The 15,115-nt window shown below is 68.9% G+C and carries 15 protein-coding genes and 1 riboswitch; of the genes, 8 read left to right on the top strand and 7 right to left on the bottom strand.

Annotation, left to right across the window (positions count from 1 at the left end; translation table 11 throughout):
* Positions 1-109: 109 nt before the first annotated feature.
* The 6 genes from DMB37_RS32140 to DMB37_RS32115 form a co-directional block, all read right to left on the bottom strand.
* Positions 110-2,002: a peptidoglycan D,D-transpeptidase FtsI family protein gene (locus DMB37_RS32140; RefSeq protein WP_370465241.1), complete on the bottom strand. Its 1,893-nt coding sequence runs from the start codon at positions 2,000-2,002 to the stop codon at positions 110-112.
* On the bottom strand, positions 1,999-2,799 hold the full coding sequence (locus DMB37_RS32135; RefSeq protein ID WP_206055050.1) for a hypothetical protein: 801 nt from the start codon (positions 2,797-2,799) through the stop codon (positions 1,999-2,001). Before DMB37_RS32135 ends, DMB37_RS32140 begins: the two co-directional genes overlap by 4 nt.
* Before the next feature lie 82 nt (positions 2,800-2,881).
* The gene (gene rsmH / locus DMB37_RS32130) at positions 2,882-3,856 is read right to left on the bottom strand and encodes a 16S rRNA (cytosine(1402)-N(4))-methyltransferase RsmH (RefSeq protein ID WP_135235875.1); all 975 of its coding nucleotides are present in this window, start codon (positions 3,854-3,856) and stop codon (positions 2,882-2,884) included.
* Positions 3,857-4,037: 181 nt separating this feature from the next.
* A complete protein-coding gene (gene mraZ / locus DMB37_RS32125; RefSeq protein WP_107655153.1) occupies positions 4,038-4,469 on the bottom strand; it encodes a division/cell wall cluster transcriptional repressor MraZ in 432 nt (143 codons plus the stop codon).
* Positions 4,470-4,883: 414 nt separating this feature from the next.
* A complete protein-coding gene (locus DMB37_RS32120) occupies positions 4,884-5,312 on the bottom strand; it encodes a DUF3040 domain-containing protein (protein ID WP_135235874.1) in 429 nt (142 codons plus the stop codon).
* A 147-nt stretch (positions 5,313-5,459) separates the two neighbouring features.
* A complete protein-coding gene (locus DMB37_RS32115; RefSeq protein ID WP_167769005.1) occupies positions 5,460-5,900 on the bottom strand; it encodes an SAV_6107 family HEPN domain-containing protein in 441 nt (146 codons plus the stop codon).
* A gap of 142 nt (positions 5,901-6,042) precedes the next feature.
* Between DMB37_RS32115 and DMB37_RS32110 the strand changes: the two genes are divergently transcribed.
* The 5 genes from DMB37_RS32110 (at position 6,043) to DMB37_RS32090 (ending at position 11,150) form a co-directional block, all read left to right on the top strand.
* Complete coding sequence (locus tag DMB37_RS32110) at positions 6,043-6,654, top strand: N-acetyltransferase (protein ID WP_107655151.1); 612 nt, start codon at positions 6,043-6,045, stop codon at positions 6,652-6,654.
* A 55-nt stretch (positions 6,655-6,709) separates the two neighbouring features.
* Positions 6,710-8,275: an NAD(P)/FAD-dependent oxidoreductase gene (locus DMB37_RS32105; protein WP_135235873.1), complete on the top strand. Its 1,566-nt coding sequence runs from the start codon at positions 6,710-6,712 to the stop codon at positions 8,273-8,275.
* Positions 8,272-9,138 carry a carotenoid biosynthesis protein gene (locus DMB37_RS32100; protein ID WP_135235872.1) on the top strand — a complete coding sequence of 289 codons (867 nt, stop codon included), beginning with the start codon at positions 8,272-8,274 and terminating at the stop codon, positions 9,136-9,138. Before DMB37_RS32105 ends, DMB37_RS32100 begins: the two co-directional genes overlap by 4 nt.
* A 72-nt stretch (positions 9,139-9,210) precedes the next feature.
* Positions 9,211-9,981, top strand: coding sequence for a DUF3153 domain-containing protein (locus DMB37_RS32095; protein WP_135235871.1), 771 nt, complete (start codon positions 9,211-9,213; stop codon positions 9,979-9,981).
* 32 nt (positions 9,982-10,013) lie between these two features.
* On the top strand, positions 10,014-11,150 hold the full coding sequence (locus DMB37_RS32090) for a glycosyltransferase family 2 protein (RefSeq protein ID WP_240772601.1): 1,137 nt from the start codon (positions 10,014-10,016) through the stop codon (positions 11,148-11,150).
* On the opposite strand, the gene DMB37_RS32085 is transcribed toward DMB37_RS32090, so the two are convergent.
* Positions 11,147-11,851: a hypothetical protein gene (locus DMB37_RS32085; protein WP_240771750.1), complete on the bottom strand. Its 705-nt coding sequence runs from the start codon at positions 11,849-11,851 to the stop codon at positions 11,147-11,149. The two genes, DMB37_RS32090 and DMB37_RS32085, sit on opposite strands and share 4 nt — an antisense overlap.
* Before the next feature lie 243 nt (positions 11,852-12,094).
* Positions 12,095-12,189, top strand: a riboswitch (SAM riboswitch).
* A 187-nt stretch (positions 12,190-12,376) separates the two neighbouring features.
* On the opposite strand from DMB37_RS32085, the gene DMB37_RS32080 reads away from it, so the two are divergent.
* Genes DMB37_RS32080 through DMB37_RS32070 form a run of 3 tightly spaced genes read left to right on the top strand, consistent with a single transcriptional unit; the run spans position 12,377 to position 15,113 of the window.
* The gene (locus DMB37_RS32080) at positions 12,377-13,381 is read left to right on the top strand and encodes an amino acid ABC transporter permease (protein WP_135235870.1); all 1,005 of its coding nucleotides are present in this window, start codon (positions 12,377-12,379) and stop codon (positions 13,379-13,381) included.
* Positions 13,378-14,145, top strand: coding sequence for an amino acid ABC transporter ATP-binding protein (locus DMB37_RS32075; RefSeq protein ID WP_135235869.1), 768 nt, complete (start codon positions 13,378-13,380; stop codon positions 14,143-14,145). The genes DMB37_RS32080 and DMB37_RS32075 overlap by 4 nt, the downstream gene beginning before the upstream one ends.
* Positions 14,145-15,113: an ABC transporter substrate-binding protein gene (locus DMB37_RS32070; RefSeq protein ID WP_135235868.1), complete on the top strand. Its 969-nt coding sequence runs from the start codon at positions 14,145-14,147 to the stop codon at positions 15,111-15,113. Before DMB37_RS32075 ends, DMB37_RS32070 begins: the two co-directional genes overlap by 1 nt.
* Positions 15,114-15,115 lie beyond the last annotated feature (2 nt).

Here is a 15,115-nt window from a genome sequence, read left to right as displayed (position 1 = left end):
GCCGACGGACAATGCCGTCGCCCGCGCGGCGCGCCGCACCCGCGGCCGGGCAGACGGGTGCCGCGAACGCGGCACACCGTCTGCTCGGCTGGTCGGGCACCGCACCGATTCAGTCGGCCTGCAGCACGAATCGCTTGGACGGCTCCGGCGACGGCGGGATGCGGTCGCGCTGCATCGCCCAGGAGGCGATGTTGTGGAACAGCGGTGCCGCGGACTGGCCGCCGCTGCCGTCGGAGCTGCGCACCGGATTGTCGAGCATGAGGCCGATCACGTAGCGCGGGTTGTCGGCCGGGGCGATGCCCGCGAAGGTGATGTAGAACGACGAGGTCGAGTAGCAGCCACAGCTGGGGTCGACCTTCTGCGCGGTGCCGGTCTTGCCCGCGATCTGGTAGCCCTCGATCGCGGCGGGCCCGCCGGTGCCGTTCTCGTTGGCGTCCATCGGATCACGCTGGACCACCGACTGGAACATGGTGCGCAGCGTCGCGGCCGTCTGCGGGCTCACCACGCGCACGCCGTCGGGCTGCGTCTCGTCGGTGCGGGTGCCGTCCGGGGCGACCTTGGCTTTGATGATGCGCGGCGGGATGCGGACACCGTCGTTGGCGATGGCCTGGTACATGGCCGTCATTTGCAGCGTCGTCATCGAAAGGCCCTGGCCGATGGGGAGGTTGGCGAAGGTGCCGCCCGACCACTGATCCCTGGCCGGGACCACGCCCGCGCTCTCGCCGGGTAGGCCGACCCCGGTGCGCTGGCCGAGCCCGAACCGGTGCAGCATGTCGGCGAAGCGGTCCTCGCCGACCCGCTGGGCGAGCATCAGCGTGCCCACGTTGGAGGACTTACCGAAGATGCCGGTGGTGGTGTACGGCGCGACGTCGTGCTGCCAGGCGTCGTTGACGGTCACCCCCGCCATCCGGATGTTGCCCGGAACCTGGTGTACCTCATCCGGATTGGTCAGCCCGTACTCGATGGCCGCGGCCGCCGTGACGATCTTGTTCACCGATCCCGGCTCGAAGACCTCGGTCACCGAGGGGTTGTCCATGTCGGCGGAGGCCCAATTCTGCGGCGACAGTTTGGGATTGAAGGTGTTGTCGTTGGCCATCGAGAGCACCTGCCCGGTCTTGGCGTCCAGCACGACCGCCGACGCCGAGTTCGCGCCGGACAGGTCGCGGGCCTGCTGCACCTGCTGTTGGACGTAGTACTGCAGATCCGAGTCCAGGGTCAGCTCGACACCGTTGCCGTTCACGGCGTCCTGCTTGTCGCGCCAGCTGCCGGGAATGACGGTGCCGTCGGAGCCGCGGTCGTAGGTGCGCGAACCGTCGGTGCCCGCGAGCACCGAGTCGAGCGAGGACTCCAGACCGATCTGGCCGTGACTGTCCCAGCCGGTGGCGCCGATGACGTTGGCCGCCAGCGAACCGCCCGGGTACTCCCTCGGATACTGCGCATCCGCGCCGACCTCGGGGAACTGCGTGCGGATATCCGCGGCGATCCGCGGGTCGACGCCGCGCGCCAGGTACACGAACGTCTCGTCGCTGCGCAGCTTCGCGAGCAGCTCCGCTTCGGTGGGCCCCGCCTTACCGAGCTTGTCGTGCACGGTCTTGGCGATGGCCTTGAGCCGCTCGTCCGGGTCGGGCGCCTTGGGGTTCTTGGCTTTCGCGTCGGCCAGCTGCTTGCGGACCGGAACCGGCTGGAAATGCAGCTGTTTCGCGGCGATGGTGTAGGCGAGCGATTTGCCGTTGCGGTCGGTGATCGGGCCGCGGATGGCGTAATCGGGCTCGTGCGTGGTGCGCTGGTCCGCGGCCTGCGCGGAAAGACTCGGCGCGTTGATGGTTTGGATCCACAGCAGTTGCAGCGCGACGACACCCAGGGCGATCAGCATGATGATCCGGCCCGCGCCAAGCCGCCTGCGCAGCGGCTGATTCTTCTTGGGTGCGGCGGTGCGTGGTCTGGCGGCCTTGCTCGGACCAGGCTCGCGGCGCCTGCGCGGCGCGGGCCTGGTCTGGGTCACCGCTGCCCTCCGTCTGGAAGTACCTGTGGCTGAGTGGATTCCGCCTGTCCCAGCGCGGCATCGGCAGCGGGCGGCGCAGCTTCGGCCTGTTGCGGTGCGGCCTCGGCGGGCGCCTGCGGGACCGGACTGACCGGAACCGGACTCGCCGGAGCCGCGTTCACCTGCGCGTTGTTCGCCGCAGCACTACCGGGAGCTGGCGGCAGCGCCGGTGGCGGTGGCGTGGTGGTCACCGGAACCACGCGCTCACCGCGGGCCTGCACATTGCCCGCCTGCGGGCCGATCGGGGCGGTGGGCGAGACGTTCAGCGGCGGCACCGGCGGACCCTGGGCGGGCGTCGGCTTGCCGATCACCGTCACGGTGCCGTCCGGTCCGAGTACCAGCCGGGCCGGGTCCTTGGCCGGGATCATGCCGAGTTCCCTTGCGCGGGCGGCGAGTTCGGGGGCGGAATCGGCCGCCTCGACCTCACGCTGCAGCGCGGCCCGCTCGTCGGCCAGCCGCTTGTTGGTCGCCTTGATGTCACCGAGCTGGTAACTGTCCTCCGCGGCGCGGGTGGTCAGCAGCAGGGTGAGCGCGAGACCACAACCGAGCAACGCGATGATCGCCGCGACGAACGGAATGCGCGCGGCCATCACCGAACCCTGGCGCTTCGGCAGCACCGGTGTGTCCGAACGGGTTTCGGCGCGGGTCCGGCGGCGGGCGTAAGCCCGTTGCGCGGCACCCGATTTCACCCGCTCGGAGTCATGGACCCGGCGGGCGATCCGCCCGGGTGCGTCGACGGTCCGCGTCCGAATACTCATACTGTCCCCTCGTGAGTCTGTGCGGGACTACCGGCCTCCCTTGTCCAGGCCCCACACCCGGCCGGCCGGACAAGCACATGTCTCATCCGACCTCCTGAATTCGCTCCGCGGCGCGCATCCTGACGGGTGCGGCACGCGGATTTTCCGCTATCTCCTCCTCGGTCGCCTTCTCCGCGCCACGGGTCAACATCCGGAATTCCGGTCCCATGCCGGGCAATTCGACCGGTAGGTCGACGGGGGTCCTGGAGGCCGCGCGCGGCGCGAACTCCTGCTTGACCACCTTGTCCTCGAGTGACTGATACGACATGACAACTATGCGACCGCCGATCCGCAAGGCGTCCAGGGCCGCAGGCAACGCGGCGCGCAACGAATCGAGCTCGCGGTTGACCTCCACCCGCAACGCCTGGAAGGTGCGCTTGGCCGGATGCCCGCCGGTCCGGCGGGTCGCCGCCGGGATCGCCGCGTAGAGCAGCTCGACCAGTTCGGCGCTGGTGGTGAACGGCTTCTGCTGGCGGCGGCGCAGCACCTCCGAAGCGATGCGGCCCGCGAAGCGTTCCTCCCCATAGGTTTTCAGCACCCGGGCCAGATCGCCGTGACTGTAGGTATTGAGCACGTCGGCGGCGGTGGGCCCGGTGGTGGGGTCCATCCGCATGTCCAGCGGCGCGTCGACGGAGTAGGCGAAGCCACGGTCGGCCTCGTCGAGCTGCATCGAGGACACACCGAGGTCCATCAAGATGCCGGAGACCGATCCGGTGGCGCGCAGACCCGCTTGGTCGAGCGCCTCGGCGATCCCGTCGTATCGGGTGTGCACCAGCGTGATTCGGTCCGCGTACGGCGCGAGCCGCTCGGCGGCCAGTTTCAGCGCGGCGGTATCCCGGTCGAGACCGACCAGACGGAGACCGGGGTAGGTGCGCAGGAAGTGTTCGGCGTGTCCGCCGAGACCGAGGGTCGCGTCGAGGTAGACCGCACCGGGTTCGGTGAGCGCGGGCCCGAGCAGCGCGTCGGCCCGACCGAGCAGAACAGGAACATGGCGGGGGCCGTCCTGCTCACGGTTCACCTCGACCTCCCGGGATCTGCCTCGCTTCGTCGCGCACCGCGCACGGGTCGCCTTGTCTAAAGAAACCGTTGCCGGAGACGAATGCCTCGTGGTCTCTGACCGAACCTCGGCACCTGGCGTCGGGGAAGTACGTCAGGGTCCGCGTCCGGGCAGAGGCCGCGCGGCACTCGTTCGCTCGGGGCTAGAAGATTCCGCCCAGCGACTCGTCTCTCGCTTGCGAGAAATCCTCCTCGTGCTCGGCGAGGTAGGTGTCCCACGCCTGCTTGTCCCATATTTCGAGGAAATCGACCGAGCCGGTTACCACGCAATCCCGTTGCAGGTTTGCGTAGCGCCGATGTTCGGCCGACAACACGATCCGACCCTGGGCGTCGGGACGTTGTTCATCCGTTCCGGCCGCTAGTGCCCGGACGAATGCGCGCGCCTGCGGATTACTTCGAGATGCCGCCGCGGCCCGGCGAGCGAGCGCGGTGAACTCTTCCTTGGGGTACACGGCAAGGCTGTGGTCCTGACCCTTCGTGACCATCAACCCTCCCGCCAGATCGTCTCGAAATTTCGCAGGCAACGTGAGTCGCCCCTTGTCGTCCAGCCGAGGTGTGTAGGTACCGAGAAACAACTCGATACCTCCCTAGTCGATCACCTCGATGGTCGGCCTTTCCTGTAGTGCGCGCTCCACATTACCCCACTTTCCCCCACTTTCAATCGAAACTGCCGGTGATCTGGCTCCCGACCCAGACGATTTCGCAGGTCATCCCAGCTATCACTGTGGTGGAGAACTTTTTGCGTGTTCTGCCGACACGCACAGTCCGCATGGACAAAGGCCCGGAAACACCCAGCAAACGCCCAGGCGCCCCCTGACTCAGCCGAGCGAGGGGGCGAAGTGGGGGAACTTGTGGGGAGATGTGGAGCAAGCGCGGCAAACCCGCGCGGCTCGCCTCGGCGGCGCGCACGAAGGCGCACGCGAGACGGCGACGCCGCACCGAATCGGTGCGGCGTCGCCGTGGTCTGGAGTTGTCAGGCTACGGGCGAGCTAATCCTGCTCGAACCGTCGCCGGAATCGGTCCTCCATGCGCTCGGAGAAACCGCCGGACTTGCGTTGGCGGCCACGCTGTCCGGTCGTTCCACCGCCTGGACTACCGGGCGCGGCGTCTCCGCCGGCCCGATCACCCTTCGCGATGCCCTTGGAACTGCCGACCAGCAGCAGCACGCCTGCGGCGAACATGACGATGAATCCGACCAAACTGATGATCGGGAAGCCGCCGGGCTTCACTGGAGCAGCGATGCCGGCGACGAGTAGAAACAGACCAAGGACGAACAAGGCCGCGGCCTGGAGTCTGCGACGACTCGAGGTCGAGCGAAGGCGCCCGCCGCGGACGGACGACGCGAACTTCGGATCCTCAGCATAGAGCGCGCTCTCGATCTGTTCGAGCATGCGCTGCTCGTGCTCGGAGAGTGGCACGGTACCTCCCCCGGCACTAGGCGTGGCTGTCGCCTCCGGGTAGGCGACTGATAGCCGACCTTGGCGGCTATCTGTCACCAATGATACGAGTTCGATCAGGGCCGTACCACCTAGTCGCTCATAACTATGTGGGCGTGCCGCCTGTCACTATCCGGTCATGCCGTTTGTCCACCCCGGCGCGGGGCGCAATCGAGCCGATGCGGTAAGGAGATCTTCGACGTCGTGCAGGAATGCTCCTACCCGCGAATAGAACTCGTCGGCCTCGTCGTCGTCGATGTCGCGATCGAGCCCCGCCTCCAGCGCGGCCCTGGTCTCCGACCGCGCGCTGAAGTAATCGGCCCACATCACGAACTCGGGCGCGGCGGATTGCATCAGCACCCACGCGTTGCGCGATCGAGCCCGCGGCGCGTTGTCGGCGCCGGTGAGCGCGATCACCGCGCCCGCCCCGCGTAATGCCGCGAGATAGGCCGTGCGGAACCGCTCACGCGGGTCCCGCTCCCCCGCCGCCTGCATGAGCAGGCCGTCGGCGCGTTGCAGCAGCTTGCCCGCTCGACCGGGCTGTCCCGGATGTTCGACCCGATTAGACATCTCGGAGTCCCTCCGCCCTCGCGTACCCGTGCCCAACACCGCCTTGGTGTGACCGAACAGGTATTCGAACGTTTGAATTGAGATTGAATATAGAGACGCCCACCGACAAACTTCCGCGCCCGCTGTGGACCCGACGAGAGCCATGACCGCCGTCAAGCCCAATCACACCCCCGCACCTGTCGTCGTCGACCTGTCCGTCACGGCACTGCGCTCCCGGCTGCACGATGCGCTGGCGGTGTATGTCGCGGCGATGGACTATCCGCGCGGCACCGAACACCATCGCGCGCCGATGTGGACCGAGCACACCACCCGCCCCGGCTGGCAGGCGGTGGCCGCGGTGGTCCCCGATGATTCCGGGCATGTCGACCTACGGTCCGCACCGATCGTGGCGATCGCCTACGGCTACCACGGCGCCCCGCACCAGTGGTGGCACCAGCAGGTGCACAGCGGGATGCGGCGCTCCGGCTGGCCGGAACACTCGACGCGCGAACTGCTTTCGGACTATTTCGAGCTGACCGAGCTGCACGTGCACCCGGCGGCGCAGGGGCTCGGCATCGGTTCCACCCTGCTGCAACGGTTGCTGCGGGATCGGCCCGAGCAGGCGGTGCTGCTGTCCACCCCGGAGGTGGACCAGGAGGACAACCGGGCCTGGCGGCTGTACCGGCGGCAGGAATTCACCGACGTAGTACGGAATTTCGTGTTCGCGGGCGACAATCGGCCGTTCGCCATTCTGGGACGGCGGCTGCCGCTGTGACGCTCCGGTGCCATCGGAATCCGAGTGGCCCGCGAGGTACCGCAGTGAGGGTCACGTGACGGTCGCGGTGGTCGGTTCGGGCCACAACGCGCTGGTCGCCGCGTGCTATCTGGCGCGCGCCGGGCACGCGGTGGAGGTGCTCGAACGCGACGAGGTACTCGGCGGCGCGGTGTCGACCGTGGCGCGGTTTCCCGGACACCTGGTCGATCGCGGCTCGTCCGCGCACATCATGGTGCGGCACACCGGGATCATCGAGGAGCTGGATCTCGCCCGCTTCGGCCTGCGGTACATCGACTGCGACCCTTGGGGTTTCACGCCTGCCAGCGGCGATCACCCGCCGCTGGTGTTCCATCGCGACCTGGATGCCACCTGCGCGTCGATCGCCGCCGCCTGTGGCGAGCGGGACGCGGCGGCGTATCGGCGGTTCGTCGAAGTATGGGGTCCGCGCAGTACCAGGGTGATGCGCGCGTTCGGCGGTGGGCCCACGCCGGGCCGGTTGCTGCGCTCGTTCTGGGGTTTGGACGCCAAGGACGGCGGGAGCGCGCTGTCGCGAGAGTTCCTGCAGTCCGGGGACGCGTTGCTGGACAGCACCTTTCAGGACGAGCGGCTCAAGGCGTCGCTGGCCTGGTTCGGCGCGCAGTCCGGCCCGCCGATGTCGGAGCCGGGCACCGCGCCGATGGTCGGCTTCGCCGCGCTCATGCACACCCTGCCGCCGGGGCGCGCGGTCGGCGGCAGTGGCGCGCTGTCCGCGGCGCTGGTTGCCCGGCTGCGGTCCGACGGTGGTGTGGTGACCGCGGGCGACGCGGTGACCGCGCTGGGGCGCGACGGCGCGGGCTGGCGGGTCCGCACGGCCGCGGGACGAAACCTGCACGCGGACACCGTGATCGCGGGCTCGCACGTGCTGACCACGCTGGATCTGTTGCGCGAGGGCGGATTCGACGCCGGTGTGCTCGACGACTGGCGGCGGCGCATCCGGGTCGGCCCCGGGATCGGGATGGTGGTGCGGGCCGCCACCAGCTCGCTGCCGCACTATCCCGGCAGCTCGGTCGACGAATCCGCCCGTGGACTCCAGTTTCTCGTGTCCGACCGACGCCAGCTCCGGCTGGCCCACGGGGCCGCGTCGGCCGGGGACCTGCCGCCGCGTCCGGTGGTGCTGGCGATGAGTTTCAGCGCGCTGGATCCGAGCATCGCCCCGCCCGGTGAGCATCAGCTCTCGCTGTGGGCACAGTGGCACCCGTACCGGCTGGCCGACGGTAGCGAGTGGGCGGCGCACGCCGAGCGGGAGGGCGACCGGATCATTGCCGAAGTCGACTCCTACGCACCGGGTTTCGCCGATTCCGTGCTGCGCAGGTTGGTGCAGACGCCGGTCGATCTGGAGCGGGAGATGGGGCTGCTCGGCGGCAATGTGATGCATGTGGAGATGTCGCTGGATCAGATGATGATGTGGCGGCCGCTGCCGGAACTGTCGGGGCAGCGCGTACCCGGGGCGCCGGGGCTGTATCTGACCGGCGCGTCTACCCACCCGGGCGGCGGGGTGTCCGGCGCCAGCGGGCGCAACGCCGCTCACCTCGCGCTGCGCGATCTGCGCCGCAACCGATTCCCCTTGCTGCGCACACGATGACGAACCACACCCAGCCCAGAGCAGAACCACCGGTTGTCGGCACACCTGTGACGGTGCGCGGGCTCGTGCCCGCGGTGCTCGCGGGGGTGCTGATCCTGGTGCAGATCGCCTATCCGCTGACGTCCGGCGACGGACGGGATCGGGTGACGGTCGTGGTCGTGCTGCTGTCGGCGGGCACGGCATTGGCGCACGCGACGGCGACGCGCGGAATTCGGTATGCGGCAGGGTTTCTGGTGATCGTCTCCGGGCTCGGGCTGGCCGCCGAGATCATCGGTACCGCAACAGGTTTGCCGTTCGGGTGTTACGAGTACGCGGTGGATCGACTTGGGCCCGCGCTCGGTGGCGTGCCGCTGGTGGTGCCGCTGGCCTGGACCGGTGGGCTGTACCCGATCTGGGTGGTCGCCGGGCTGCTCTCGCGCGGCGCGGTGGCCCGGGTCGGCCTGCTGGCGGTGGGGGCGGTCGGCTGGGATCTGTTCCTCGACCCGCAGATGGTCGCCGACGGGCAGTGGACGTGGTGTGACCAGAGCTCCGGACTGCCCGGTATCGCCGAAATTCCGTATACCAACTACCTGGGCTGGTTCACGGTGGCGCTCCTCATGGGTGGGTTGCTGACCGTGTGGGAGCGCGCGGCGCCGGGGCCGGTAGGTATGTCGGAGCCGGCGGCGGGGCTGGACACCGTTGCCCGGTTCGCGGTGCCGGTGGCCGTATTCCTGTGGACGTGGCTCGGGTCCGTCCTCGCGCACGCGGTGTTCCTCGGGCTGCCGTTCTCGGCCGGTTACGGCGGGATCGGACTGGCCGCTCTCGGCCTGCCACTGCTGCGTCACCTCGGCTTTTTCTGCCCGCGGCCCGATCCGCCGGACTAGCCGAAGCACATCGCGGCGCCCGTTCCGCCCGTCGCGTGGGCATCTGGACGGATGGCCTGGCACGATGTCTGCGTGCAGCCGAGTCCCGTCACCACGATCCCCGATGCCCCGGTACTACCGTCGCCGCGGACGCCCCGCCCTGGAGCGCGTGTCGCCGCGGCCGTTCTGCTCGCGGCGTTGCTGGTCCCCGTGCTCGCGGGTTGCCTGCGGGTGCAGGTGTCGATGGGTGTTTCGTCCAACGACCGGGTGTCCGGGCGGATCGTCGCCGCGGTCGTGCCCGTCGAACCCAATGACAAGGGCCCGCAGCTGAAGGCGCCCGACTCGCTCGCCGCGAAGGTGCGGGTCGAGCCCTACACCCAGGACGGGTACGTCGGCAGCCAGGTGTTCTTCGAAGACATGTCGTTCGGCGAGGTCGGCCAGCTCGGTCAGCTGTCCGAGCAGACCCAGGGCATGTTCCAACTGCAGTTCCAGCGCAACGGCGACCTGGTCAGCCTCACCGGCCGGGTCGACCTGAAATCCGTGCCGCCGCACGGCTCCGACGTCCAGTTCACCGTCGCGTTCCCGGCCCGTGTCGCCAAGACCAACGGCAACCGCGAGGGCGACAACATCGTCTCCTGGAAACTGCCCGCCGGCGACGTCTCCCCGTTGCGCGCCGAGGTCAGCTACGCCGACCCCAACACCCGCTCGTTCGCGGGCTGGGCTGGCATCGTCGGCGGCATCACCCTGGCCGTCGCCGCCGTCATCGCCGCCATGGCCTACATGGATCGCAACCCGCCCGCGCCGGGCGCCCCCACTGGCCTCTCCTGGAGTCGCTGGTGGAAAACGGTCAAGCAGGGCCGCTGAGCGAGGGCCGACTCGCGTTGCGCAGGAGCCCGATCAGCGGATGGTCCGGGCTGACCTGGGCCGGCGCCGGGATTTCGGTGGTCGGCGCTGGAATCGCGCTGTACAACCGGATTACGGTGCGGCAATTGGTCGCGAGCCCGATCGAGGTGGTCGAGCCGGTGACCGTGTGCGTGCCCGCTCGGAACGAGGCGGCGCGACTGCCGGGATTGATCGCCGATCTGCGGGCGCAGCGCGGGGTGACCCGCATGAGTGTGGTGATTCTCGATGACGCGTCGGATGACGACACCTTTGCGGTGGCGGTCGACGCGGCGGCCGGAGATCCGCGAATCACGGTGCTGCGAAACGAGACCGCGCCCGCGCCCGGCTGGACCGGTAAGGCTGCCGCGTGTGTGCGACTGGCCGATTCGGTGGTGACTCCGGTGCTGGTTTTCGTGGACGCGGATGTGCGGATGGCACCCGGCGCGATCGCGGCGGCGGTCGGCGAGTTGCGCAGGCGGCGGGTCGCATTGGTTTCACCGTGGCCGAGGCAACGGGCGCAATCGCCGGTCGAGGCACTGGTGCAGCCGCTGCTGTGCTGGTCGTGGGCCGCGACACTGCCGATCGCGGTGGCCGATCGGAGCCTGCGACCGTCCACTTCGGTTGCCTGCGGGCAGTTCCTGGCGTTCGATACCGCCGCCTACCGCGCCATCGGCGGGCATGCCTCGGTCGCCGCCAGCGCGACCGAGGATCTCGACATCGCCCGAACACTGCGCCGCGCAGGGCAACCCACTGTGCTCGTCGCCGCAGGACGCCTGGCGAGCACCCGGATGTACGAGGGCGCAGCCGAACTCGACGCGGGCTACACCCGCTGGCTGTGGTCGGCATACGGCGGCACCGTCGCGGGTGGCGCGACCGTGGGGACCCTTGCCGCCCTGGCCTATTGGCTGCCGCCGTTGGCCGCACTCGGTGGCCATGGCGCTCTCCGCCGGGTCGGTCTCTTCGGCTATGTGGCCGCGGTCACCGGTAGGCTGCTGGCTCGCTCCACCGAGACCGGCGGTCCACTCGCCCGCACCGATGTCCTTGCGGCCCTTGCTCACCCGTTCTCGGTGGGCGCATACCTCGTGCTGTGGGCACGCTCCCATCGCGCTCGACGACGGGGCACGTTGCGCTGGAAAGGTCGCGCGGTCTAGGGGACCTCGGTGATCCCCACCGTCGGCAGGAAGAAGCACGATTTGCCGCCGTTTTCGACCGTGCCGAAGACCGCAGCCAGCACGGTGCCTTGACCGGTGTCGACCGGTACCGCGCGGACTCCGCCCATCGGCAAGGCGGCGAAGAAGAAGTCCTGGATGGCGCGTTCGGCCATCGGACGCAGGGCGGCCGGGACTTCGGCGGGGATCATCGCGCGGAACACCGTGGACAACGGGCCCATCGATGCCATGCCGCCGCGACCGCTGGTCAGGTTCAGCCAGGCGACCTGCATGCCGGTGGTGTCCGGCCCGTCCTGGCCGAGGCCGTAGGGCACGAAGGTGAACATCGTCTGGCCCGCCTTGACGGCGGCCAGGTCCAGGCCGGGGATGGCGATCGTGGTCTTGGGCCACGGGCCGGGCACGGCGGCGGCCACCGCCGGGGCGAGGCCGAGGGAGGTGCCGTTGAGGCAGTACGCGGACGCGGTCGGGTAGAGGAACGGCTGCATGCCTGCGGCGCGCAAGCCGTCGACCGCGGTGTTGTAGACGCCGAACAGCTCGCTGAGCGTGCTGGTGCCGGTCTGGGCGGGACGGTCGGCCGCGGCAGGCGGCGCCGGAGCGGCACCTGCCGTCGGTGCGGCGAGCGCCAGCGCGACCGAGCAGCTCGCGACGGCGGACAGTATGGTCGAACGGCGCGGTACAGCCACGGAGACCTCCCTCATCATCGACGCAATCGAAGGCTGACGGTACTCCGCAAACGCTGTGAACAGGCGATATAGGCGACGGCAAGCCATCGGCGTGTCCCTGCGCCCACACCGCGGCGGCACCCCCGATATCCGGCCCGCGGCGAGGTTTACGCTCACGGTGATTAGTTCCCTTGTCCCAGGGTTCGCCTGCTGGGCATGATAATTCGGCCCGACCCTGACATCAGCCGGTGTCCGGATCGGCGACAACCATCCAGAGCGACCGAGAGACCTGGCTCGTCGACGTCGCAGCAACCCCCCGGTTCACCGGGTGCGGGTGCTTCCGCCGGGACCGATGGAGGAACCGAAGTGACCATTTCCGCTGCCCCGGGCACCCGCTGGGGCCGTCGCCACATCGATCAGTGCAAGGTGACCTCCGCGAGCTGTCGGGGCTGACCCGCAGCCAGTCTGTGCACCCGTCGCTGGCCGGGTGATGTGACCGCGGCCCGATGTGGTGCGGTCTCGTTCGTTCTTCCGAAGGACCTCGACATGAGTGCGTCCGCCACCGCCGTGCCCGGCGACACCGACGCCGGCGACGATCCGGTTGCCACTACGACTCACCTGCCCGATACCGAGGATGCCGCACCCACCGTGGCCAAGACACGGCACCCGTGGCGGTGGGTGGTCAGTGCGATCGCGCTCATCCTGCTCGCACAGTTCATCCACGGCTTGGTCACCAATCCCGGCTGGGATTGGCCGACCTTCGCGCAGTACATCACGGCGAAGTCGGTGCTCGCCGCACTGAAGGTGACCTTGGAACTCACCGCGTGGGGTACCGCTCTCGGCTTCCTGCTCGGCACCGCGCTGGCCATCGCGCGACTGTCCAGCAACCCGGTGCTGCGGGTGATCTCCTGGTGCTACATCTGGGCGTTCCGCTCGATTCCACTCATCGTGCAACTGCTGTTCTGGTTCAACATCGCCTACCTGTACAACACGTTGTCGGTCGGCATCCCGTTCGGACCCGCGTTCTTCACCTTCGAGGTGAACGGCGTGATCAGCGGATTCACCGCGGCGGTGATCGGACTCGCGCTGCATCAGGCGGCGTATTCGGCCGAGATCATCCGGGCGGGCATCATCTCCGTCGATGCCGGACAGCTGGAAGCCGCTGCCGCGCTGGGCATTCCACGGGTGCGCCAGTTCCGCACCATCGTGGTTCCGCAGGCCATGCGGTCGATCCTGCCCAATGCCACCAATGAGGTGATCAGCCTGTTCAAAGGCACCTCGATCGTGTCGGTGATGGCGATCGCGGAGCTGTTCTACCAGGTCCAGGTCATCTACGGACGCAACGGGCGGGTGGTGCCGCTGCTGCTGGTGGCTACCGCCTGGTACATCGTCCTCACCACCATTCTCTCGGTGGCGCAGTACTACATCGAACGGCACTACGCCAAGGGCACTCAGCGCACGCCACCGCCGTCACCGGTCCACCGGGCCTGGCAGAAGCTGCGCGAGGTCGCCGAATCCGGCGCCACCGCACCGCGCGGAGCGACCCGATGACCGCCGCGCCCGCCGTCGAGGTCCGCGGCGTCCGCAAATCCTATGGCGCGCAGGAGGTCCTGCGCGGGGTCGATCTGACGGTGCGCTCCGGCGAAGTGGTGACGGTGATCGGCCCGTCCGGCTCCGGCAAGTCCACCTTGCTGCGCGTGCTCAACCACCTGGAGGCCCTGGACGCGGGCACCGTGCGCATCGACGGTGAGCTGATCGGATATCGGCTGCGCCGCAACACCTTGCGCGCGCTGCCCGACCGCGAGGTGCGCAAGCAGCGCTCCCGCATCGGGTTCGTGTTCCAGAACTTCAATCTCTTCCCGCATCTGACGGTGCTCGACAATGTCACGCTCGCACCGCTTTCCGCGCAACGCCGCGACCGCAAGGAGGTCGAGGCCGAGGCGCGGGTGTTGCTGGAACGAGTGGGCATCGGCGAGCTGGCCGACGCCTACCCGCGCAGGCTGTCCGGTGGGCAGCAGCAGCGGGTGGCGATCGCGCGGGCACTTGCCTTGCGCCCCAGGGTGATCCTGTTCGACGAACCGACCTCCGCGCTGGACCCCGAACTGGTGGGCGAGGTACTCGACGTGATCCGCGATCTCGCGCACGGCGGCACCGCACTGGTGATCGTCACCCACGAGATCGGCTTCGCCCGGGAGATCGCCGACACCGTCGTGTTTCTCGACGCAGGCGCGATCGTCGAGCAGGGGACGCCCGATGCGGTCCTCGACAATCCGCGCCACCCGCGCACCCGCGCCTTCCTTTCCCGAGTCCGCTGATGAACAGGTTTCCGATGAAGCTCTCCGCCCTGGCCACCGCCGCCGCGACCGCGGTCGTACTGCTGGCCACCGGCTGCACCGATCCCGACGCGGAATCCGCGCCCACTGGTGCAATCACTTTCGACCTCTCCGCCGCGCAGGCCGGCCGTGTCCGCGCCGCGAAGGTGGACAGCATCGCCGCCGAAGTGCCGCAAGCCATTCGCGACCGCGGCACCCTGGTGGTGACCGGCTCGTCCGGTACCGCGCCGCCGCTGCGTTTCTACGCCGACGACGACAAGACCGTAGTCGGCTCGGAGGTCGACTTCGCGTCGCTGGTGGCCGACATTCTCGGCCTGAAACTGGATGTGCGGGTGGCGGATTGGGCGCAGAACTTCGTGCGCATCGACTCCGGTGAGGTCGACGCCTTCATCTCCAACGTGACGGTGACCGAGGAGCGCAAGGAGAAGTACGACTTCGCCACCTACCGCAACGACACCGTCGCGCTGGAGGTGCCGAAACAGAGCACCCTCGAGTTCAAGGACCGTACGAGCCTGGCGGGCAAGCGAATCGGCGTCGGCAGCGGCACCAATCAGGAACAGCTGCTGGTGAAGTGGAACGAGCAGAACCGCGCGCAGGGTCTGGCGCCCATCGACATCGCCTACTTCCAGCAGACCAGCGACTACTACCTGGCGCTCGCCTCGCAGCGGCTGGACGGCTTCATCGGCCCCAACCCGACCGCGATCTACCACACGGCCACCGCGAAGCAGACCAAGATCCTCGGCACCTTCTCCGGCGCGGGCGACGCGCTGCAGGGCGAGATCGCGGTGCTCACCAAGAAGAACAGCGGGCTGGTCACCGCCGTCCAGAAAGCACTGAACCACGCCATCGAGCACGGCACCTACCAGCAGGTGATCGATCGGTGGGGTCTGCAGAGCGAGCAGGTCACCGAGTCGCGGATCAACCCGCCCGGCCTACCGAAGCAGCGGTGACC

The organism is Nocardia sp. CS682, from assembly GCF_004634405.1.
GTDB lineage: Bacteria > Actinomycetota > Actinomycetes > Mycobacteriales > Mycobacteriaceae > Nocardia > Nocardia ninae.
The sequence above is the reverse complement of the archived record's forward strand: the minus strand, read 5'-3'. Positions and strand labels throughout refer to the sequence as shown.

Bases quoted from the DNA above. Each gene is read 5' to 3' on its own strand.
- DMB37_RS32080 (WP_135235870.1), top strand. From the start codon at position 12,377: ATGAGTGCGTCCGCCACCGCCGTGCCCGGCGACACCGACGCCGGCGAC.
- DMB37_RS32115 (WP_167769005.1), bottom strand. From the start codon at position 5,900: ATGTCTAATCGGGTCGAACATCCGGGACAGCCCGGTCGAGCGGGCAAG.
- DMB37_RS32100 (WP_135235872.1), top strand. From the start codon at position 8,272: ATGACGAACCACACCCAGCCCAGAGCAGAACCACCGGTTGTCGGCACA.
- DMB37_RS32110 (WP_107655151.1), top strand. From the start codon at position 6,043: ATGACCGCCGTCAAGCCCAATCACACCCCCGCACCTGTCGTCGTCGAC.
- DMB37_RS32135 (WP_206055050.1), bottom strand. From the start codon at position 2,799: ATGAGTATTCGGACGCGGACCGTCGACGCACCCGGGCGGATCGCCCGC.
- DMB37_RS32070 (WP_135235868.1), top strand. From the start codon at position 14,145: ATGAACAGGTTTCCGATGAAGCTCTCCGCCCTGGCCACCGCCGCCGCG.
- DMB37_RS32075 (WP_135235869.1), top strand. From the start codon at position 13,378: ATGACCGCCGCGCCCGCCGTCGAGGTCCGCGGCGTCCGCAAATCCTAT.